16 protein-coding genes are annotated in these 22589 nt (G+C 61.4%); 6 read left to right on the top strand and 10 right to left on the bottom strand.

Features of this window, described 5'->3' with window-relative positions; all coding sequences use genetic code 11:
* Together NDI87_RS03145 and NDI87_RS03140 are read left to right on the top strand one after the other, a co-directional pair.
* The coding region (locus tag NDI87_RS03145; protein ID WP_296273348.1) for a DEAD/DEAH box helicase at positions 1–3404 on the top strand (3404 nt) is incomplete at its 5' end.
* Between the two features lie 297 nt (positions 3405–3701).
* Complete coding sequence (locus NDI87_RS03140) at positions 3702–4577, top strand: response regulator (RefSeq protein ID WP_296273347.1); 876 nt, start codon at positions 3702–3704, stop codon at positions 4575–4577.
* A 62-nt stretch (positions 4578–4639) separates the two neighbouring features.
* Here NDI87_RS03140 and NDI87_RS03135 read toward each other — a convergent pair whose 3' ends face one another.
* From NDI87_RS03135 to NDI87_RS03125, 3 genes are read right to left on the bottom strand one after another with little or no spacing between them, the layout of a single operon-like run.
* Entirely contained in the window at positions 4640–5122 is a 483-nt protein-coding gene (locus NDI87_RS03135) for a hypothetical protein (protein ID WP_296273346.1), read from the bottom strand.
* On the bottom strand, positions 5119–5928 hold the full coding sequence (locus NDI87_RS03130) for an ABC transporter permease (RefSeq protein WP_296273345.1): 810 nt from the start codon (positions 5926–5928) through the stop codon (positions 5119–5121). The genes NDI87_RS03135 and NDI87_RS03130 overlap by 4 nt, the downstream gene beginning before the upstream one ends.
* An 8-nt stretch (positions 5929–5936) precedes the next feature.
* Positions 5937–6860: an ATP-binding cassette domain-containing protein gene (locus NDI87_RS03125; RefSeq protein ID WP_296273344.1), complete on the bottom strand. Its 924-nt coding sequence runs from the start codon at positions 6858–6860 to the stop codon at positions 5937–5939.
* A gap of 147 nt (positions 6861–7007) precedes the next feature.
* On the opposite strand from NDI87_RS03125, the gene purT reads away from it, so the two are divergent.
* The gene (purT, locus tag NDI87_RS03120) at positions 7008–8249 is read left to right on the top strand and encodes a formate-dependent phosphoribosylglycinamide formyltransferase (protein ID WP_296273343.1); all 1242 of its coding nucleotides are present in this window, start codon (positions 7008–7010) and stop codon (positions 8247–8249) included.
* A gap of 76 nt (positions 8250–8325) precedes the next feature.
* Here purT and NDI87_RS03115 read toward each other — a convergent pair whose 3' ends face one another.
* The 3 genes from NDI87_RS03115 to NDI87_RS03105 form a co-directional block, all read right to left on the bottom strand.
* Positions 8326–8958, bottom strand: a complete 633-nt coding sequence (locus tag NDI87_RS03115) for a methyltransferase domain-containing protein (protein WP_296273342.1) — start codon at positions 8956–8958, stop codon at positions 8326–8328.
* A gap of 3 nt (positions 8959–8961) precedes the next feature.
* Complete coding sequence (locus NDI87_RS03110) at positions 8962–10095, bottom strand: ATP-binding protein (RefSeq protein WP_296273341.1); 1134 nt, start codon at positions 10093–10095, stop codon at positions 8962–8964.
* Positions 10096–10177: 82 nt separating this feature from the next.
* A complete protein-coding gene (locus NDI87_RS03105; protein ID WP_296273340.1) occupies positions 10178–11752 on the bottom strand; it encodes an AMP nucleosidase in 1575 nt (524 codons plus the stop codon).
* A gap of 95 nt (positions 11753–11847) precedes the next feature.
* On the opposite strand from NDI87_RS03105, the gene gshA reads away from it, so the two are divergent.
* The 3 genes from gshA to NDI87_RS03090 are packed head-to-tail and all read left to right on the top strand — an operon-like array spanning position 11848 to position 15030.
* Positions 11848–13410 carry a glutamate--cysteine ligase gene (gene gshA, locus NDI87_RS03100; RefSeq protein ID WP_296273339.1) on the top strand — a complete coding sequence of 521 codons (1563 nt, stop codon included), beginning with the start codon at positions 11848–11850 and terminating at the stop codon, positions 13408–13410.
* Positions 13411–13419: 9 nt separating this feature from the next.
* Positions 13420–14808, top strand: a complete 1389-nt coding sequence (gene dbpA / locus NDI87_RS03095; protein WP_296273338.1) for an ATP-dependent RNA helicase DbpA — start codon at positions 13420–13422, stop codon at positions 14806–14808.
* Between the two features lie 54 nt (positions 14809–14862).
* The gene (locus tag NDI87_RS03090; RefSeq protein ID WP_296273337.1) at positions 14863–15030 is read left to right on the top strand and encodes a hypothetical protein; all 168 of its coding nucleotides are present in this window, start codon (positions 14863–14865) and stop codon (positions 15028–15030) included.
* A gap of 128 nt (positions 15031–15158) precedes the next feature.
* Here the strand turns inward: NDI87_RS03090 and icmF are convergent, their stop codons facing one another.
* The 4 genes from icmF to NDI87_RS03070 form a co-directional block, all read right to left on the bottom strand.
* Entirely contained in the window at positions 15159–18500 is a 3342-nt protein-coding gene (icmF, locus tag NDI87_RS03085) for a fused isobutyryl-CoA mutase/GTPase IcmF (RefSeq protein WP_296273336.1), read from the bottom strand.
* Positions 18501–18673: 173 nt separating this feature from the next.
* Positions 18674–20602, bottom strand: coding sequence for a TRAP transporter large permease subunit (locus tag NDI87_RS03080; RefSeq protein WP_296273335.1), 1929 nt, complete (start codon positions 20600–20602; stop codon positions 18674–18676).
* Positions 20599–21225 (bottom strand): TRAP transporter small permease subunit, encoded by a 627-nt coding sequence (locus tag NDI87_RS03075; protein WP_296273334.1) that lies wholly within the window; start codon positions 21223–21225, stop codon positions 20599–20601. The genes NDI87_RS03080 and NDI87_RS03075 overlap by 4 nt, the downstream gene beginning before the upstream one ends.
* Positions 21226–21294: 69 nt before the next feature.
* The gene (locus NDI87_RS03070) at positions 21295–22413 is read right to left on the bottom strand and encodes a C4-dicarboxylate ABC transporter (protein WP_296273333.1); all 1119 of its coding nucleotides are present in this window, start codon (positions 22411–22413) and stop codon (positions 21295–21297) included.
* Positions 22414–22589 lie beyond the last annotated feature (176 nt).

The following is a 22589-nucleotide window of genomic DNA, read 5'->3' as shown; positions in this document are numbered from 1 at the left end:
CCCCCCCCCCCCGCGCCACCTACACGCGCGGCATGGAGCTGTACCGTCACCAGCGGGTACTCAACCTGTCGATCGAACCCCTGGCTGAAGAGTGGCTGCTGCTGGGCGAGGTTCAGGGCACTGCGCGCCTGCCGTACCAAGTTTCCATCGAAGTCAAACTCGGCGCCTACGGCCAGGTGCTGGCGTGGGACAGCGGCTGCACCTGCCCGGTGGGTGAGCAGTGCAAGCATGGCGTGGCGCTGATGATCAAGGCCGCCTACAAAGGCCAGCAAATCCTGGGCAACAGCACATTCGCACCAAGCTTCAAACCGCAAACAGAGCAGGAACTGGCGGTCCAGCGCCAGGCCGATCTGGCAAAACGCCAGGCTGCCGCCCAACTCGAAGCCGAAAACCAGGTGATCCACTGGCTCGACGAACTAGAGCGTGGCAGCGCCAGTGGCCCCCTGACCACCGGGCGCGCTGGCCACATCGAACGCCACGAGCAGTTTCTGTATTTGCTGAATGTGTCGTCCCCGCAGGGCCCCATGCCGCTGCTGACGCTGGAAATGGTGCTGTCCTACCCCAAGCTCAATGGCGGCTGGGCCAAGGCCAAACCCATCAAGAACCTGCCTGAGCGCGGCCAGCCGGTGTACGACTTCGCGACCGAGACCGACCACGACGTGCTGCAACTGATGCGCACCATGCCGAGTGCGGGCAGCAGCTACTTTTACAGCTACAGTTTCAAGGCACGTGTCACGCTCGAAGGCAAATACGGTGTGCAGGCGCTCGAACTGGCCGCCAGCACAGGGCGACTTTTTATCGGCGACAAGCACGGACAGCCGGTCAGTCCCGTGCAATGGGGAGCGCCGCTGGAAGTTCACTGGCATTGGCATGAAGTCGACTCCAGCCAATCCGGCGACAGCGCCTGGGTGTTGCGCGCCAGGCTCGACCATGCCATGGCCAAACTGTGCATGAATAATCCGCCGCTTTACCTGGACAGCCAGCGCGGCGTCTGTGGCCTGGCCCAGGTCAAGGACATGCGCATGGGCCAGCTGGCGGTGTTGCTGAAAAGTCCGCCGTTGAAGGCTTCGGCACTCAAAAAACACCAGGTGGCTCTGGCCGAGCGGCTCGGGCCGCTGCCCTTGCCACCCATGCTGGAACCGCTTGAAACCCTGACCAGCATCACGCCCCAGGCCTGCCTGCACCTGACCCCTGTGGCGCCAGCCGAGGTACCCGAAGCGGGTCTGATCCGGGCCACCTTGCGCTTCGACTACGCCGGCCACCGCGGCTGGTGGGTGGGCCAGGGCAGCACGGTGATGCTTGACAGCGCGACCGGGCGCCTGCTGCTGCAGCGCGACCCGCAAGCCGAGCTGGAAGCCCTCACCCATTTGATGCAGCTCGGCCTCACCGCCACCGGCGACGGTATCTTTGGCATTCCCGGCCGCGCCCCCCAGCAAGTCTGGCTGCAATGGGCCGACCACGACTACGCACCGCTGCGCCAGGCGGGCTTTGCGCTGACACTGGACGAATCACTGGCCGGCTGGATCCAGCACGGCGAGGCGCTGGACGTGCGCCTGCAAGCGCAAGGCGATGACGAAGCCACCTCGCCCTGGTTTGACTTGTCGCTGGGCATGGAGATCAACGGTGAGCGCCACAACATCCTGCCATTTTTGCCCGAACTGATCCAGGTGGCGGCGCGCAGCCCGCGCGATGCGGCCACCGGCCTGCCCGACATCCCGCCGTTCGTTTACCTGCCCGCGCCTGCGGGCGGCTTCATCCGTCTGCCCACCGACAACCTCAAACCCTGGCTGGGGGCGCTGCTGGAGCTGGTGGGCGATCGTGCGCATGACTTTGCCGGCGAGAGCCTCAAGCTGTCGCGCCTGGACGCCATGCGCGCCACCGCTGCTTTAGGCGAGGGCGCAGTCTGGCAAGGCGCGCAGCACTTGCGCGAGATGGTGCAGCGCCTCAGCGGCCGTGCAGAATTGCCCGAAGTGTTGCCCCCGCCCAGCGTCAATGCCTCGCTGCGCCCGTACCAGCAGCAGGGCGTGAACTGGCTGCAGTTTTTGCGCGAATACGGTCTGGCCGGCATTCTGGCCGACGACATGGGCCTGGGCAAAACGCTGCAAACCCTGGTCCACATCCAGATCGAAAAAGACGCCGGCCGCCTGACCCACCCGGCGCTGATCATTGCCCCGGTGAGCCTGATGGGCAACTGGCAGCGCGAAGCCGAGCGCTTTTGCCCCGCGCTGCGCAGCCTGGTGATCCACGGCAAGGACCGCCATGAGGTCATCGGCAGCATGGCCGATCACGACATCGTCATCGCACCCTATTCCTTGCTGCACCGTGACCGCGAACACTGGCTGGGCGCGCATTGGCACCTGGTGGTGCTGGACGAGGCGCAAAACATCAAAAACGCCAGCACCAACGCGGCGCAGGTGGCCAGCGAGCTCAAAAGCAACCACCGCCTGTGCCTGTCGGGCACCCCCATGGAAAACCACCTGGGTGAAATCTGGAGCCTGTTCCACTTTTTGATGCCCGGTTTCCTGGGCAGCCAGAAGCGCTTTACCGAACTGTTTCGCAACCCCATCGAAAAGCAGGGCGACGCCGAAGCGCTGCACCAGCTGCGCACCCGCGTTACGCCCTTCATGCTGCGCCGCACCAAGGCGCTGGTGGCGCATGAGTTGCCGCCCAAGGTGGAAACCGTGATGCGCGTCGAACTCTCTGGCAAGCAGGCCGACCTGTACGAGACCATTCGTCTGGGCATGGAAAAGACCGTGCGCGAAGCCCTCGACGCCAAGGGCCTGGCCAAATCGCAGATCACCATTCTGGATGCGCTGCTGAAGCTGCGCCAGGTCTGCTGCGACCCGCATCTGCTCAAGCTGGAGGCCGCCAAAAAGGTCAAGGCCTCTGCCAAGCTGGAACAATTGATGGAAATGCTGCCCGAGATGCTGAGCGAGGGGCGGCGCATCCTGCTGTTTTCCCAGTTCACCAGCATGCTGACGCTGATCGAGGCCGAGCTGAAGCAGCGCAATATCCGCTGGATCAAGCTCACCGGCCAGAGCCAGAAACGCGACGAACTCATCGACCAGTTCACCAGCGGCCAGGTGCCGCTGTTCCTGATCAGCCTGAAAGCGGGCGGCACGGGTCTGAACCTGCCGCAGGCCGACACAGTGATCCACTACGACCCCTGGTGGAACCCGGCAGTCGAGGCCCAAGCCACTGGCCGCGCCCACCGCATCGGCCAGGCCAACAGCGTTTGGGTGGTGAAGCTGGTGGCGCAAGGCACCATCGAGGAACGCATTCTGGCGCTGCAGGAGCGCAAGGCAGCCTTGGCCGAGAACATGTACAGCGGCTCGGTCGGGCGCAAACAGCCGCTGTTTTCCGAGAGCGATCTGGCGGAGTTGCTCAAGCCGCTGTCGGCTTGAGATGGATCTCGCGCAGCCCGCCAGACATCGACTGTATAGAAAAAATATATGGATCAATAGTTTTCTCAACTGATTGATTTAATTTAGTTTTTTGACCTATTTTGAAGAAAAATCGGTCAAGGTGTATAAAACCAATGTACTTTGTCGCTTTTCAGTTGCTTTTTAAATGGGTTCTTGACTCTGTAAACTGATGTAACTCATTGATAAAAATAGACTTTTAAATTTAATTTCAAGTTGGCACGACCCATGCTTAGAGTTAAGCAGTCTGAACCAAACTGAACTTAAAGGAGAAATATCATGAGTGCACTACGCAAAATCCTGGTCGTCGATGACGACGCTGTGGTTGGCAAGAGTTTCAACCGTGTTTTGTCAGGCAAAGGTTATGTGGTCACAACGGCCCAGAATGCCCACGAAGCCCTGCAACGGATTCGCGAGCAGGAATTTGATGTCGTCTTCACCGACATCAAGATGCCCGGCATGGATGGCGTTGAGTTGGCCGAACGTGTCAAGTCCAGTCGACCCTGGACACCGGTCGTGATCATCACCGGCTTTGGCACCACCGAAAACGAATCGCGCGCCAAGGCGGCGGGTGTCTCGGATTTCATGCGCAAGCCCTTGTCACCCGAGATGATCGAGGCCAGTGCGGCCAAGGCGATGTCGGCCCCGGTACTGTCTGTCGTACCAGCGCCAATGCTCAACTCCAGCGAAGCACTGCCTGTCGAAGTGCTTGAAAAACAAAATGGCTTCAAGAGCCTGGCGCTTGCACTGGCAGCCCCCTTCATCGGTCTGGCTTATGCGGTGTTGCTGCCCCTGATCGGGATCGCCATGCTGGCCTGGATTGGCGGCAAAGCCCTGGTGCAATCGCGGGCTGCAAAACAGGCCCCCACCTACCTGAAGAATGTGGCGCTGTTCTTTGCCGCCCCGTTCATCGGCTTGGTCTATGCTGTGTCGCTTCCCCTCGTGGGCATCTCGATACTGGCATGGTCTGCCGGCAAGGCCATGATGGCCAACCCAAAAGGCCGCAAGGTACTGATGGCCCTGACAACGACAGGCAAGCTGGTGGCCGCACCCTTCATCGGTCTGGCTTATGCAGTGGTCATGCCCTTGGTTGGATTTGCCATGCTGCTCGGAATGGGAACCAAGGCGCTGTTGACATCCACTCGAACAGCTTAACGAGCACTCGGACCCGCCAGGGTCCTTCACAGCGCCCTCCGTCTGGAACCGAGGGCGCTTTTTTACGTGCTTTGCGCTGGCTTGGCAAAGCCGCCCTCGATCCAGGCCACCGCGCTGCTGCGCTTGAGCTTGAACGACGCGGCCACGCGCACTTCGGCCAGCAGTTCGTCGCCCTCGTCTCTGGCGCTCAGCATGGCATAGGGATTGTCTTCATCGGGCACGATGTCCAGGCAAACGGTGACGCGGGTTGATCCAGCGGCAACGGTGATGCTCTGGTGCAGGGCGGCGTGCAGTTGCTGCTCGCTGCGGCGGACAAACTCGCGGGCGGTCTTGACCAGCGTGCCGAAGGCGTTGCCGTCCAGCGGCTTGGGGTTCTTCTTGTCGCGCCCCATGGTCCAGGGGCCGACCAGCGCCGGTTCGGGCTCGCCGTCCTTGAACATGGCCACAGCCCAGCCGTCGTCGTCTTCATTTTTGATGACCCGGGCGGTCCAGCCGTCGCCACGCCACAAGCGGGGCTGCTGGATTTTTTCAGCAAACTCGGTCATGCCCGAAAGCGCTTGCGCGTGAGCGCCAGCGCCACCCAGAAACCACCGACGGCATACAGCGTCAGCACCGCCAGCGGACGCAGCCAGTCGCTTGGCCACTGGTCCATGAACAGCGGGCGCACCAGCGCCACCGCGTTGGTCAGGGGCAACCACTGCGAGATGCTGCGCACCACGGCGGGCAATTGCTCCAGCGGGAAGAAGATGCCGCTCAGGAACATCATCGGCGTCAGAAACAGCGTGAAGTAATAGGTGAAAAAATCATAGCCCTTGGCCAGCGCGTTGAAGATCAGCGCCACGCAACTGAAGGTGATGCCCACGCCCAGCAGCACCGGCCAGGCCACCAGCAGCTTGGGACTGTAGCTGATGCCCAGGCCCAGCATCACGCCCAGGATGGCCGTCACGGTAAAGACCGCCTTGAAAGCGGCCCACAGCATTTCGGCCAGCACGATGTCGTCCAGGTTGACCGGCGCGTTCATGATGCCGTCCCAGGTTTTTTGCACATGCATGCGTGAAAACGCCGAGTACAGCGCCTCAAAACTGGCGGCATTCATGGCGCTCATGCAGATCGACCCGCTGGCCAGAAACAAAATGTAGGGCACCTGCACGCCGTCCACCGTCACCTTGCCCACCAGCGCGCCCATGCCGTAGCCAAAGGCCACCAGCCACAAGAGCGGTTCGGCAATGTTGCCGACCAGACTCGGAATGACGAGCTTTTTCCAGACCAGCCAATTGCGCCGGAACACCGGCCACCAGCGCCATGACAAGGCAGGTGCGCGCCAGGCCGACGGGCTCCTTTCTGCACTCATATGCGTACTCATGCATCCTCCCTGATTTGACGGCCGGTCAGTTTGAGAAATAAATCTTCAAGATTGGCCGGGCGGTGCAGCGTGCGCAATTGCGGATAGTCGGCCAGCGCCTGCAGCAGCGGCTTGGCGTCAGCCGTGTAGAAAAACACCGTTTCACCGCTCACCTCGACCCGCGCCGCCATGGCCTTGAGCGGCGCATTTGCCAGCGCCAGCGCGCCACTGCCATAGACCTCGACCACATCGGGTTCCAGGTACTGCCGGATCAGGTCACGCGGCGCGCCTTCGGCAATCTTCTTGCCATGGTCCACCACCAGCAGCCGGTGGCACAGGCGCTCGGCTTCGTCCATGAAGTGCGTGGTCAGCAAAATCGACTTGCCTTGCTGCAGCAACAGTTGCAGGCGCTCCCACATCAGATGGCGCGCCTGCGGATCGAGGCCGGTGGTCGGCTCGTCGAGCAACAGCAGGCGTGGGTTGTTGACCAGCGCGCGCGCCAGGCTCAGGCGGCGCTTCATGCCGCCCGACAACTCGCCGGGTTTGGCATGGGCTTTGCTGGTCAGCGAGGCAAACTCCAGCAGCGACGGGATGCGCTCCTGGATTTGCGCGTCCTTCATGCCGAAATAGCGGCCGTACACCAGCAGGTTTTCGGCGCAGTTGAAGTCCGGGTCAAGCGTGTCCATCTGGCTCACCACCCCCAGCTGCGCCTTGATGGCCAGCGCATCGCGCGGCATTGGCAGGCCAAACGCCGTCACCGTGCCCTCATCGGGCGCCGTCAGGCCCAGGCACATGCGGATGGTGGTGGTTTTGCCGGCCCCGTTGGGGCCGATCACACCCAGGCATTCGCCCGGCGCAATGGCAAAGGACAGGTCGCTGACCACCGTGGCGTCGCCATAACGTTTGACCAGGTGTTGAACAGAGAGGATGGATTCAGGCATGGGCTGGATTGTCGCCGAGCTGCACCACCAATGAGATTCATCAACACCCAGGTCTCGCCATCCGAAGATCATTTCGGCAGATTGCAGGTTGAATAGAATCAAAACCTCCTTTTTGCCCCCACCTGGACGCGACCACGCGCAAACCTCATGACCACCATCGGCACCCCACTGTCTCCCAACGCCACCCGCGTCATGCTGCTCGGCAGCGGCGAACTGGGCAAGGAAGTCCTGATCGCGCTACAACGGCTGGGCGTGGAGACCATTGCGGTGGACCGCTATGACAACGCGCCGGGTCACCAGGTGGCGCACCACGCGCGCACCCTCGTCATGAGCGACCCGGCCCTGCTGAGGGTACTGATCGAAGAGGAGAAACCCGACCTGGTGGTGCCCGAGATCGAAGCCATTGCCACCCCCATGCTCGAGGTGCTGGAGGCCACCGGTGTGGTGCGCGTGATCCCTACCGCCCGCGCTGCGCGCCTGACCATGGACCGCGAGGGCATCCGCCGCCTGGCCTCTGAGGTCCTGGGCCTGCCGACCAGCCCCTACCGGTTTTGCGACTCGCTGGCCGAGTTGCAGGCGGCCATCGACGGCGTGGCTGACAAACCGGGCATTGGCTACCCCTGCATCGTCAAGCCGGTGATGAGCTCGTCCGGCAAGGGCCAGAGCAGACTCAGCGGCCCGGCCGATGTGCAGCCCGCCTGGGACCAAGCGATGGCCGGTGGCCGCGTCAGCCACGGCCGCGTGATTGTGGAAGGCTTTATCGACTTTGACTACGAAATCACCCTGCTCACGGTGCGCGCCAAGAGTGCCGACGGTCAGATAGAGACCCATTTTTGCGAACCGGTGGGCCATCTCCAGGTCAATGGCGACTACGTGGAGAGTTGGCAGCCGCACCCGATGCAGCCGGCGGCGCTGGAAAAAGCCCGCCAGATTGCCAAAACCGTCACCGACGACCTCGGTGTCGAGCTCGATGGCCAGGCCTCGGGACTGGGGATTTTTGGCGTCGAATTGTTCATCAAGGGCGAGCAGGTGTGGTTCAGCGAAGTGTCGCCGCGCCCGCACGACACCGGCCTGGTCACGCTCACCACCCAATGGCAAAGCGAGTTCGAGCTGCACGCCCGCGCCATCCTGGGCCTGCCGGTCAACACCGCGCTGCGCAACCCGGGCGCCAGCGCCGTGATTTATGGCGGTGTCGACGCCGTGGGCGTTGTGTTTGACGGTGTCGATGACGCCCTGCGCGTGCCCGGCACCGACATCCGCCTGTTTGGCAAACCCGAGAGCTTCGTCAAGCGCCGCATGGGTGTGGTTCTGGCGGCGCATGCGGACATGGAACAGGCCCGCGTGAATGCCAAGCTGGCGGCGTCAAAGGTCAGGCCGCGGGCGGCTTGAATTCATCCAATCAGATGGGGTCAGAGCACGTCGCTATGCGAGTGGTCTGACCCGCAAGCTGTCTAATTTGTTGGGGTCAGAGCACGTTTGCTTCGCAAAGTGGTCTGACCCGCAAGGTTTCAAAATTCGCCATCTGGGTCGAGCTGCCGCGCACCGGGTCAGGCGGACCCAGATCGGAAAAACTGACGCTGTAGCCATGGCGCTGGGCCACCCCGCCAGCCCAATGCTGAAACTGGGCCCGGGTCCACTCGAAGTGGTGGCCGGAATGCCGTTTGCGCCCGGCAGCCATGCCGTGCAGCACGTTGTATTCCTGATTGGGCGTGGTCACCAGCAGCAGCCGCGGATGCATGCCGGCAAACACGGCGCGCTCCACCCGGGGCAGGTGGCCGGGCGCGATGTGCTCGATGGTCTCCAACATCACTGCGGCATCGAAGCCTTTCAGTTCGGCATCGACCTCTTCAAACGAACCGAGACGCACCGCCAGCCGCGGATCGGGCTGCAGCCAGTTCAGCCCCATCACCGCGCGCGCATCCGCCAGCGCCCGCGCATCGATGTCGATGCCCAGCAGGCGCACAAACTGCGGGTGTTCGCGCAGGCGCAGCAGCAGCTCGCCCGGCCCGCAACCCAGGTCCAGCACGCTGGTCGCGCCGCTGTCCAGCAACGCGCGCACCCCCGCATCCAAGCGTTCAATGTGCAGCAGGGTGGACATGGTTTAAACCTCGAGCCCGGCCAGCCAAGGTGCGGCGTCGCGAACCTGTACCCTTCCCACATCGGCTTCAGCGCGGCACTCGCGCACCAGTTGAATCGCTTGCGCCTGCGGCCACTCAGCGGCAAACCGGGCCAAGCTGCGCTGCGCCTTGGTGTCAGACAGCTTGCACTCCACCAGATGCGTCAGGGCGTCGCCTTCGCTCAAACAAAAGTCAATTTCAGAATCGTCCTTGGTTCGGATGTAGTGCAGGTCAACCGCCGCACCGCGCGTGTCTTGCTGCCACTGCACGTTTTTGAGCAAATGGCAAGCCACCAGGTTTTCAAAGCGGATGCCATCGTCCCCTTGCACCAGGCCAGTGTCATAAAAATAGACCTTGGGCGCCTGCAGGGTCGCGCGGGCAATGTTGCGGTGCCACGGGCGCACCACAAACACAATGAACAGCGCCTGCAAAATGTCCAGGTATTTGCCCAGCGTGACGGAAGACACACCCAGATCGCGCGACAGCGAAGCCAGCGACAGCGGCGAGCCCACGCGCGAACGCAGCATCTCGGCAAACAAACGCATGGCATTCACTTCCTGCAAGCGGGAAAACTCCAGCACATCCTCACGCACCAGACCCGAAAAATAGTCGGCACGCCAGCGCTGGGCATCGGCATCGCTGGCAGCCAGCGCAGGCTCGGGAAAACCACCTCGATTGAGCAGATGCGTTAACGCCGCCGACGCAGGCACCTGCATTTGTTCAGACCATTCACGCACAGAGAGCGGGTGCAAGCGCAGCCGGAAATAGCGCCCTGCCAACGACTCACCGCTTTGACGAAAGGTGTCCATGCGCGCGCTGCCCGTCACCAGCAGTTGCTGGCCAGGGGTGCGGCCATCGGCAACGCCTTTGAGCCAGCTCTTCCAGTCGCGCATTTTGTGGATTTCATCCAGCACCAGCAGCGGGGCACTGGCGCGCCAACTCTGCGCCACTATTACCGCCCGGTGCGCAGCCACGTCATGGTTCAGGTATTGCGAACCAGGCAGTTCACCAACCAGCTGGCGGCTGAGTGTGGTCTTGCCGACTTGACGAGGGCCAGTCAACACCACCATTTTTTGTTTCAAATCCTGTCGAACCCGGTCGTCCAAATAACGTTTCATTCGACCATTTTAAACAATTATTAAAATTAGTCGCGACTATTTTTAATAGAAGTTAAATGTAGTCGTTATTTTTTGACCCAACTTACTGGAACGCCACCTCGGCAAAGCTGCGCAATTTGCGGCTGTGCAGCTGGTCGATGCCCTGCTCGCGCAGCAACTCCAGCGCACGGATGCCAATGCGCAGGTGCTGGTCCACCCGCTCGCGGTAAAAGTGGTTGGCCATGCCGGGCAGCTTGATCTCGCCGTGCAGCGGTTTGTCGCTGACACACAGCAGGGTGCCGTAGGGCACGCGAAACCTGAAGCCGTTGGCGGCAATGGTGGCGCTTTCCATGTCCAGCGCCACGGCGCGGCTCTGGCTGAAGCGGCGCTGCGGGCCGTTGTCGGGCAATAGCTCCCAGTTGCGGTTGTCGGTGCTGGCCACGGTGCCGGTGCGCATGATGCGCTTGAGTTCCAGCCCCTGGAGTTGCGTGACCTGTGTCACGGCAGAGGCCAGCGCCACCTGCACTTCGGCCAGCGCGGGGATCGGCACCCACAGCGGCAGTTCCTCGTCAAGCACATGGTCTTCGCGCACATAGCCGTGCGCCAGCACGTAGTCGCCCAGTTGCTGGCTGCTGCGCAGACCGGCACAGTGGCCCAGCATGATCCAGGCGTGCGGGCGCAGCACGGCAATGTGGTCGGTGATGGTCTTGGCATTGGCGGGGCCGACGCCGATATTGACCATGCTGATGCCGCTACCGTCAGCGCGCACTAGGTGGTAGGCGGGCATTTGCGGCAAGCGCGGGGGAGCTTTGCTATTTGCCGTCATCGCGAGCGAAGCGTGGCGATCCAGGTTTTCCGAAGTCATGGACTGCCGCGCTTCGCTCGCAGTGACGACGGTCGGGTTCAAGGCGCTCGCAATGCCCGCCACTTTTTGCGTCACCACATTGCCCGGCTCGACAAAAGCAACATAGTCACTGGCGGCGTCCTGCATCGCCTCATGGCCGAGCCGGACAAATTCGTCAATGTAGAACTGGTAGTTGGTGAACAACACGAAGTTCTGAAAATGCTCGGGCGCGGTGCCGGTGTAGTGGCGCAGGCGCTGCAGCGAATAGTCGACCCGGGGCGCGGTGAACAGCGACAGGGGTTGCGGCTCGCCGGGGTGCGGCGCGTGGGTGCCATTGGCAATGCCGTCGTCCATGGCGGCCAGGTCGGGCAGGTCGAAGACATCGCGCATCAATTGCCGCCGCTGCGGGCTCAGGCTGCCTTCCACATGGCCATCCTCGGCAAAGGAAAAATGCACGGGAATAGGTTGGTTGCTGGTGCCCACTTCCAGCGCCATGCCGTGGTTGTCCAGCAGCAGGGTGAACTGCTCCAGATAATATTTGGCGTACAGGTCGGGCCGGGTCAGCGTGGTCTCGAAACGGCCCGGCCCGGCCACAAAACCGTAGCTCAGACGCGATGATTCGCTTGAACTCTGGCGCGTCACGGTGTCGGTCTGCACCCGCACAAAGGGGTAGCAACCGCGCACATGGCCGGGCAAGTCTTCACCCGCCACATAGCGCTGCATGGCCTGGCGCAAGTGGGCAATGCTGTTGTCATAAATCAGCCGCGTCTGCGCCAGGGCAGCAGCCGGGTCGGTAAAGCGCATGGGCGCGATGAAAGCAGGTAGGTAAGACATGGGCCGATTGTTCCACGCCACGGCAACATGGGGGTGACTGCGCCCGTTGCAAAACTGCCATACTCTGCACCCGTGAATCCGACAACAACCCAGACATGCTGAAATTTACCTGTTGCAACGAAGTCCGCCAGTTTTCCGAAGTCGCGCAAGCCCGCTTGCTGCGCGGGATTCAGCGCGGCTATGAACGCGAATGCCTGCGCATTGACCGCAGTGGCCAACTCGCCAAAACACCGCACCCCAAGGCGCTGGGCTCCAAGCTGACGCATCCCTGGATCACCACCGACTACGCCGAGGCGCTGCTCGAATTCATCACGCCGCCGTCCAGCGAGCCCGGCTTTCCGCTGGCATTTTTAAAAGACGTCCACCGCTTCAGTGCGCAGCAGCTTGAAGGTGAGTTCCTCTGGGCGGGCTCGATGCCCTGCAAAATTGGCACCGATGCCGACATTGCCATTGCCGACTACGGCCCCACCAATGCGGCGCGCTTCAAGATGGTGTACCGCGAGGGCCTGGGGCTGCGCTATGGTCGCGCCATGCAGACCATTGCCGGCGCCCACTACAACTGGTCGCTGCCGCAGGACTTCTGGCTGGCCCTGCGCGACTGTTGCGGCGGCGAGCCCAACTTGCAGGACTTCATCGACCAGCGCAGCTTTGGCCTGATCCGCAACTTCTTGCGCTATGGCTGGCTGGTGCCCTACCTGTTTGGCACCTCGCCGGCGGTGTGCCGGTCGTTTCTGCAGGGACACCCCAGCGACCTGACCGAACTGGTGCCCGGCACCCTGCACGGCGCCTACGCCACCAGCCTGCGCATGAGCGACCTGGGTTACCAGAACCACGCGCAAGACAAGCTCAATATCAGCTTCAACTCGCTGGCCGAGTACAGCGCCGCTCTGGAAGCAGCCATTCGCACGCCCGACCCCTACTACGCCGAGCTCGGCGTACGCGACGGTGACCGCTGGAAGCAGCTCAGCGACAGCCTGCTGCAGCTGGAAGCCGAGTTTTATGCCCCCATGCGCCCCAAGCGCATCGCCCCCAACGGCGAGCGCCCGGCCAAGGCGCTGCGCACCCTGGGCGTGCAGTACCTTGAAATGCGGCTGTTTGACCTGAATCCGTTCATTGACATCGGCATTGCACCCGAGCAAAGCCTGTTTGCCGACGTGTTGTTGCTGATGTGCCTGTTTCGCGCCAGCCCGCCCATCACCAGCCGTGAGCAAAGCGAAAACGACGAAAACAAACGCCGCGTGGTCACGCGTGGCCGCCAACCCGGTCTGCATTTGCTGGTGCATAACCGCGAGCAGCCGCTGCGCGCGCTGGCGCATGAGTTGTTTGACGAGATGGCGCCGTTTGCCGCCATGCTGGATACCGCCTACGGCGGCCAGCGCTACCAGCAGGCCATGCAGGACCTGCGTACCCGCATCGACCAGCCCGAGCGCACGCCCTCGGCCCAGGTGCTGGAAGCGATCAAACAACACGGTGGCTACTTCAACTTTGCGTTTGACATGTCAAAAGTCCACACCCAGAGCCTGCAAGCCAGCCCGCTGAGTGCCGATACCCTGGCCAAATTCAAGACCAGCGTGCAGCAATCGCTGGCCGCGCAACAGCAGCTCGATGTCACCCCCCAAGAGCCGTTTGAAGATTTTGTGACCGCTTACTTTGCCTGATTGCCTGCCATGACCAACACCACATCCCTGGCTTTCAGCGCCCTGCCGCTCAACCCCGCCACGCTGGACAACCTGCAGCAGCTGGGCTACCTGACCATGACGCCGATCCAGGCGGCCAGCCTGCCGACGGCGCTGGCCGGACGGGACCTGATCGCCCAGGCCCAGACCGGCAGCGGCAAGACCGCCGCCTTTGGCCTGGCGCTGCTGGAGCGGCTCAACCCGCGCCGCTTTGCGGTGCAAGCCCTCGTCTTATGCCCGACGCGCGAACTGGCGGACCAGGTGGCGGTGGAGGTGCGTCGGCTGGCCCGCGCGCTCGACAACATCAAGGTGGTCACGCTGTGCGGCGGCGTGGCGCTGCGCGGCCAGCGTGCGTCTCTTGAAAACGGCGCGCACATCGTGGTCGGCACACCCGGGCGCGTGATGGACCATCTGGCGCGCGGCTATCTTTCACTGGAAGCCCTCAATACCCTGGTACTCGATGAAGCCGACCGCATGCTCGACATGGGTTTTCTGGACGACATCGTGACCGTCACCAAGCAGTGCCCGCCCGAGCGCCAGACGCTGCTGTTTTCTGCCACCTACCCCGAAGGCATCGAGAAACTGGCCAAGCAGTTCATGCGCTCGCCCGAACAGATCACGGTGGCCGACAGTGCTGAAAAAAGCCTGATCGAGCAGCGTTTTTACGAAGTGACCCGGCCCACCCGGTTTGAAGTGGTGGCCAGGCTGCTGAACCACTTTCGCCCGGTCAGCACACTGGCGTTCTGCAACACCAAGCAGCAATGCAAGGACCTGGTGAGCTACCTGCAAGACCAGGGGTTCAGCGCACTGGCGTTGTACGGCGAACTGGAGCAGCGCGAGCGCGACCAGGTGCTGGCGCAGTTTGCCAACCGCAGCGCGTCCATTCTGGTGGCGACCGACGTGGCGTCGCGCGGCATCGACATCAAGGAACTCAGTGCCGTGATCAATGTCGACATCACGCCCGACCCCGAGGTCCATGTGCACCGCATTGGCCGCACCGGCCGCGCCGGCGAGTCGGGTCTGGCGCTGAGCCTGGCCGCCATGTACGAAATGGGCGCGGTCGGCAAGATCGAGCAATACCAGAAGCAGCCGTCCAGCTGGCACAAGCTCGACGAACTCACGCCCACCGGCAAAGGTCCGCTGCTGCCGCCCATGGTCACACTGCAACTGCTGGGTGGCCGCAAGGAAAAGATCCGCCCCGGCGACGTGCTGGGCGCCCTGACGGCGGACGCCGGTTTCAGGCGCGAGCAGATCGGCAAGATCGTTGTGACCGAATTCACCACCTTCGTGGCGGTGCAGCGCGACATTGCCCAGCAGGCCATGCAAAAGCTCAATGCCGGCAAGGTCAAGGGCAAAAGTGTCCGGGTGCGGCTGCTCTGACAGCCAAGTGCGAGATAATCACGGTTTTTTATATTCATCCACTGGAGTCCACTCATGGCCAAAGAATTCCGCACCGAAGCCGATCGCAAGGCAAGCCCCCGTCCTGTCGCCCCCAAGGGCGTGTGTTTTACCGCCCCGCACGGCCAGATGCGCAGCCTGGAGCGTGGCGTGGCCACCAACAACAAGAAGAACCCCGGCAAGCGCTGCAAAAAAGGCGGTTGAAGCTGTAGTCATTGCGAACGCAGTGAAGCAATCCATGACTTCCGAACGCATGGACTGCCGCGCTACGCTCGCAGTGACGACCTTTTCCGTCATTGCGAGGAGCGCAGCGACTCGCAATGACGAGATGTTTACATATTCCGCCGGTACTGCCCACCCACTTCAAACAGCGCGTTGGTGATCTGGCCCAGCGAACACACACGCACGGCGTCCATCAACACCTCGAACACGTTCAGGTTGTCGATCACCGCCTGCTGCAGGCGTTTGAGCATGGCGGGCGCCTCCTTGGCGTGACGGGCATGGAAGTCGGCCAGGCGCGTGAGTTGGCTCTGCTTCTCTTCCTCGGTGCTGCGCGCCAGTTCCAGCTTGTCATTGACCGGGTCGCCATGCGGGTTGCGGAAGGTGTTGACGCCGATGATGGGTAGCTCGCCGGTGTGCTTCAGCATCTCATACGTCATCGACTCGTCCTGGATCTTGCCGCGCTGGTAGCCGGTCTCCATGGCGCCGAGCACGCCACCGCGCTCGGTGATGCGCTCAAATTCCAGCAACACGGCTTCTTCCACCAGCTCGGTGAGTTCTTCAATGACAAAGGCGCCCTGTGACGGGTTCTCGTTCTTGGCCAGGCCCCATTCGCGGTTGATGATGAGCTGGATCGCCATGGCGCGGCGCACCGAGTCCTCGGTCGGCGTGGTGATGGCTTCGTCGAACGCGTTGGTGTGCAGGCTGTTGCAGTTGTCGTAGATCGCAATCAAGGCCTGCAAGGTGGTGCGGATGTCGTTGAACTGGATCTCCTGCGCGTGCAGGGAACGGCCACTGGTCTGGATGTGGTACTTGAGCTTCTGGCTGCGCTCATTGGCACCGTATTTGTCTTTCATGGCGACGGCCCAGATGCGCCGCGCGACCCGGCCCATCACGGTGTATTCGGGGTCCATGCCGTTGCTGAAGAAAAAGCTCAGGTTCGGTGCAAAGTCGTCGATGTGCATGCCGCGCGCCAGATAAGCCTCGACAAAAGTGAAGCCGTTGCTCAGCGTGAAGGCGAGCTGGCTGATCGGGTTGGCGCCGGCTTCGGCGATGTGGTAGCCGGAAATCGACACGCTGTAGAAGTTGCGCACGTTGTGGTGCACAAAGTAGCTGGCGATGTCACCCATCACCTTGAGACTGAATTCGGTGGAAAAAATGCAGGTGTTCTGGCCCTGGTCCTCTTTCAGGATGTCGGCCTGCACCGTGCCGCGCACATTGGCCAGCACCCACTCACGAATCTTCTGCGCTTCGGTGTCGGTCGGTTCACGGCCGTTGTCGGTGGCAAACTTTTCCAGGTTCTGGTCAATGGCGGCGTTCATGAACATCGCCAGAATGCTCGGTGCCGGGCCGTTGATGGTCATGGACACGCTGGTGGTGGGCGAGCACAAGTCAAAACCACCGTAGAGCACTTTCAGGTCGTCAATGGTGGCGATGCTCACACCGCTGTTGCCCACCTTGCCGTAAATGTCTGGTCGTGGATCGGGGTCGTTGCCATACAGCGTGACCGAGTCAAAGGCGGTGCTCAGTCGCTTGGCCACCATCCCGGAGCTGAGCAGCTTGAAGCGGCGGTTGGTGCGAAACGGGTCGCCCTCGCCGGCGAACATACGCGTCGGGTCCTCGCCTTCGCGCTTGAAGGCAAAGGTGCCCGCGGTGTAGGGATAACTGCCGGGCACGTTGTCGAGCATCAGCCACTTGAGGATTTCACCGTGGTCCTCGTACTGCGGCAAACAGACCTTGCGGATGGTGGTGCCGCTCAGGCTCTTGCTGGTGAGCGCGGTGCGCAGTTCCTTGTCGCGGATCTTGACCACGTATTCGTCACCGGCGTAGGCCATTTGCATGGCTGGCCACTGCGCCAGCAGTTTGGCGCAAGCAGGATCCTGCCGTTCGCTGCGTGCCTGCGCCAATTCAAGCACGGTGCCGTAAGCGCCCGGCTTGCTTGAGCCATCCTTGCACGGGTCGTGTTCCAGCAGCATCTGCGCGCTGGCGTTGAGCTGCTGGATTTCCCGCGCCAATCTGGCCTGGGCGCGGGCCTTGGCCTTGTAGCCGCGCACGGTGTCACTGATCTCGGCCAGGTAGCGGGTGCGCGCGGCTGGCAGCACCGGCGTCTGGTTGGTGCTGTGGCGCACGGCCACTTTGGGCAGGCTGCCCTCGCTCACCGGCAGGCCGAACTGGGCCAGGCGCACTTTCAATGCCTGGTAAAGCGCAGTGACACCGTCGTCGTTAAAGCGCGCCGCCATGGTGCCAAACACCGGCATCTGATCGACTGGCGTGGTAAATGCTTCCTTGTTGCGCTGCACCTGCTTGGCCACGTCGCGCAGCGCGTCAGAGGCGCCCTTGCGGTCAAACTTGTTGATGACGACAAACTCGGCAAAGTCAAGCATGTCGATTTTTTCAAGCTGGCTGGCGGCGCCAAATTCAGGCGTCATCACGTACATCGGCACATCCACATGCGGCACGATGGCCGCGTCGCCCTGGCCGATGCCCGAAGTCTCGACCACGACCAGATCGAAGCCGGCCACCTTGCAGGCCGCAATCACATCGGGCAGGGCGGCGCTGATCTCGCTACCAAAGTCGCGCGTGGCGAGTGAGCGCATGAACACCCGTTGACCCAGACTCCAGGGGTTGATGGCGTTCATGCGGATGCGGTCGCCCAACAAGGCGCCACCGCTCTTGCGCCGCGACGGATCGATAGAAATCACCGCCACCCGCAAAGCGTCGTTCTGGTCCAGCCGCAGGCGGCGGATCAACTCGTCGGTGAGGCTGGACTTGCCGGCGCCGCCGGTGCCGGTGATGCCCAGCACGGGAATTTTCTTGGTGGCTGCGAGTGCCTTGATGTCCTGGGTCAAGGCCTTGAACGGTTTGGAAAGCGCGGCTTTGGCCTGGCCACCAGCGGCCTCGTTCTCCAGACCGGTAATGAGTTGCGCCAGCGCGCGCCAGGCCAGCTCGGTATGGCCCTGGATGGCCTCGATGGATTTGGGTGCGTATTGCGTCAGGTCTTTATCGCAGCGCATCACCATGTCACCAATCATGCCGGCCAGGCCCATGCGCTGGCCGTCTTCGGGGCTGTAGATGCGGGCCACGCCGTAATCCATCAGTTCCCTGATTTCGCTGGGCACAATCACGCCGCCACCGCCGCCAAAGACCTGAATGTGCGCGCCGCCCCGGCTTTTCAGCAAATCGACCATGTACTTGAAATACTCGACATGCCCGCCCTGGTACGAGCTCATGGCAATGCCCTGCGCGTCTTCCTGCAGCGCAGCGGTGACCACTTCGTCGACACTGCGGTTATGACCCAGGTGGATCACCTCGGCGCCCATGCTTTGCAGGATGCGGCGCATGATGTTGATGGCGGCGTCGTGGCCGTCGAACAAGCTGGCAGCGGTGACAAAGCGCACTTTGTTGACGGGGCGGTAATTGGCCAGAGCCTTGAAGTCGGCGGACAGGTCGGTCATGGGATGTCTCCAGGTGACAATTTGTAAATATCAAAAACCAGCGATCAGACCAGCAAACGCTGACTTGATGTTGACGTTAACGTAAACGTCAAGTCGGTATCAATCTTAGCGGGTTTCCAATTAAAAAGGGCGCCTGTGCGCCCCTTTCAACACTCACGCGCCTGGCCACCCGCTTATTTGTACAGTACCTGCGGCAGCCACATGCCAATGGCCGGAAACTGGTACAGCAGGAAGATGGCAAAAACCTGGATGCCCATGAATGGCAACATGCCGGCAAAGATCTGGTTCAGCGTCACATGCGGCGGGCTCACCCCTTTCAGGTAAAACGCCGCCATCGCCACGGGTGGACTCAGGAAAGCCGTTTGCAGATTGAGCGCCACCAGCAGGCCAAAGAACAAGGGATCGATGTTGAAGTGCGGCAATAGTGGGATGAAGATCGGCATGAAAATGACGATGATCTCGGTCCACTCCAGCGGCCAGCCCAGCAAAAAGATGACGACCTGCGCCAGGATCATGAACTGCACCGGCGTCAATTCCATCCCCAGAACCCAGGTGTTGATCAGTTCCTGACCGCCCAGCAACGCGAACGCCGCCGAGAAAATACTGGAGCCGACAAAAAGCCAACACACCATGGCGCTGGTCTTGGCCGTCAGGTAAACCGACTCCCGCATCACCGTCATGTTGAGTCGCCGGTAGGCCCCTGCCAGCAGCAGTCCGCCCATGGAGCCCATGGCCGCAGCTTCGGTCGGTGTTGCCAGCCCAAACACAATGGTGCCCAGCACCGCCAGGATCATGATGGCCAGCGGGAAAAAGGAGCCCAGCAGCATCTTGAAGATTTCCAGCCGGGCGAAACTGAAGATGGCATAAAAAATGGCCAGCGCCACAGCGCAACTTGCCAGACCAATCCAGAACGTCATTGGCGCAGGCAGGCGTTCCTGCTCCACGACTGGCTCAGCCGCCACCGGCGCACTGGGTGCAGCTGGCGCCTCGGCTACGCCACCCAGTGCGGCGGGTGCCTCGCCCTCGGTCGGGGGCGGCTGCAAACCGTCTTCCGACTCGGGTTCAGCCAGACCCCCGTCACTTTCTTCGGCAGGGGAGTCAAACGATGAGCCGCCCATGGCAACCACTTCCCCGGCCACCTCCTGCTGGATCGGCGCCGTTACCTTGAGGTAAATTCCGCCCATGATCGCCATCACGGTGATGGCTGGCAGCAGCGCGATGAACAGATGGCTGACAAGCTCCTTCATCGGCACCGCTGCATTACGCTTGCCCTTGATGGCACCAATCAGACCCGGCAAGACCTTGTTGCTGACGCTGGTGGAGACAATTTCGGCGAACTCGGGCAGGGGCACACGCCGGTCTTCTTCCGACATCGGTGGCGCCATGTGGGGCTTGAGCTTGGCCAGAATGATGACATACAGAATGTACAAACCAGCCAGCATCAAGCCTGGAAAAAATGCACCCGCGTAGAGCTTGACCACGGAGACACCCGCCGTTGCGCCGTACACAATCAACATGACTGAAGGCGGGATCAGAATACCCAGACAGCCGCCCGCCGTGATGGCACCGGCCGAGAGTTGCACGCTGTAACCGGCGCGCAACATGGCGGGCAGGGCCAGCAAACCCATCAGGGTGACCACGGCACCCACAATGCCGGTGGCCGTGGCAAAAATGGCGCAGGTGATGATGGTGGCAACCGCCAGCGACCCCGGGATGCGCGAGGTGGCCAGGTGCATGCTCTTGAACAGCTTCTCGATCAGGTTGGCGCGCTCAATCAGGTAACCCATGAACACAAACAACGGGATGGAAATCAACACGTCGTTGGACATCACCGAATAAGTGCGCTGCACCATCAGGTCGAGCGTCTGCTGCACTGCCAGGCCCGGATTTTGACTGCGGTAGGCAATCCAGGCAAACACCATTCCCATGCCCATCAGGGTGAAGGCCGTGGGAAACCCCAGCATGATGGCCACCACCACCAGCGCCAGCATCAGCAGCCCCAGATGACCATTGCTCATCTCAGAAGGTGACGGTAGCAAGATAAACGCGGCCAACACGACCATGGCCATGATGGTCAGCCCAAACCAGACTTCTTTTCTCACTTCTCACTCCATTTTGGCTTGGTCACAAACGCGTCCAGCTTGGCGATGTCTTCGTCCTTGACGTTCACGAGTTCTTTCAATTTTTCGATGTCCACTTCTGCCACGTCGTCGCCGCGTGGGGGCCATTCGCCCTGCTTCAGACAGACGATGCAGCGCACGATTTCAACCAGCCCCTGTGCCAGCAAAATGGCACCAGCAATGGGTATGACGGTTTTGAATGGGTACACCGGTGGGCCGTTGGCGGTAATGTTGGAGTGCTCATTGATGGCCCAGGATTCGGCGGCAAAGTTATAGCCAGCCCAGGCCAGGGCCACCACACCCGGAATAAAGAACAGGATGTACAGGGCCAGATCAAGCCCGGCTTGCAGGCGTGGCGGGAAGAATCCGTAAAGCACGTCTCCCCGCACATGGCCGTTTTGCGACAGCGTATAGGCACCCGCCGTCATGAACAGCGTGCCGTACATCATGCTCATCACATCAAAAGCCCAGGGGTGCGGGTTGTCCAGCGCGTATCGCGAAAACACCTCCCAGGTGATCAACAGCGTGAGCAGCACAATGAGCCAGGAAAATGCCTTCCCGACCAGGGTGCTGAGCTTGTCAACTGCCAGCAATAGTTTTTGCATTTTTATACCGTCAAAGTAAATCAGCCATCCAGAACGGGTCTGAATGGCTGAAAGGTGGCACAAAAAAGCTTATGCCTTCTTGGCTCCAAAGAAGTGATTCACCGCCATGCGACGGTTCACATAGGTGTCCTGATCCCACTTCACGGCACGGGCAGCAAAGGCCTTTTGGGATTCGACAATTTCCTTGAACAAGGGGTTTTCGGCGGACTTCTTCGCGACGATCTCCGACCACAGCTTGAGCTGGTCCTGCAGCACGGAATCAGGCGTCTTGTAGAACTTGACCTTGTCTTTGGTCTGCAGCTCGACATAGTCCTTGGAATAGCGGTCAATCGCCTTCCAGGACATGTCAGCCGATGCGGCCTCGGTCGCACCGGCAATGATGGCTTTCATCTTGGTGGGCAGGGCGTCGTACTTGGTCTTGTTGAACATGATCTCAAAGGTCTCGGCGCTCTGGTGGTAGCTTTGCAGCATGCAGACTTTGGAGACATCCGGGAAGCCCAGCAGGCGGTCGGAAGATGCGTTGTTGAACTCGGCACCGTCGAGCAGACCGCGGTCCATGGCCGGCACGATCTCGCCACCGGGCAGCGCGTTCACGGCAGCACCCATGGCGGTGAACAAGTCGATCGCCAGGCCATTGGTGCGGAACTTCAGCCCCTTGAAATCAGCCGACTTGGTGATGGGCTTTTTGAACCAGCCCAGCGGCTGCGTGGCCATGGGGCCGTACAGGAAAGACTGAACGTTGCCGCCAATGGAGGCATAGAGTTTGGCCAGCAGCTCAGCGCCACCGCCGTACTTGTGCCAGGCCAGGATCATGTTGGCATCCATGCCGAAGGCCGGGCCAGAGTTCCACAGGGCCAATGCGTTTTGTTTGCCATAGTGATAACCCAGCACGCCATGGCCGCCGTCCAGCGTGCCTTTCGACACCGCTTCGAGCAAACCGAATGCGGGCACCACCGAACCGGCGGGCAACACCTCAATCTTGAGGTCGCCACCGGTCATGTCGTTGACCTTCTTGGCATAGTCCAGCGCGTATTCGTGAAAAATGTCCTTGGCGGGCCAGGTACTCTGCCAACGCATGGAAATGGGGCCGGTTTGCGCCTTGGCAATCATGGGTGCAGACATGGCACCTGCAGCAATGGCAGCGCCTTTGAGCAAGCTGCGACGACGGGGGGTTTTGCTATCGGTCAAGGGAGTCTCCTGTTATAAATAATGGGCCCCTTATTTTGAGCATGGATGTTCTGCCAAAAGGTTAGGGTTTTCACCCGTCTGATGGCGTCACCATCACAAAAGACTTTTTACTTTTCTCGCTGTTATGCGAGGCAAAATGCGCACATTAACAGTTTCGCGCATCACCAGTGAGGAGA

Source organism: Rhodoferax sp., from assembly GCF_023701345.1.
Taxonomy (GTDB): Bacteria; Pseudomonadota; Gammaproteobacteria; order Burkholderiales; family Burkholderiaceae_C; genus Rhodoferax.
Note: the sequence above shows the minus strand (reverse complement) of the source record. Positions and strands in the feature narration are given on the sequence as shown.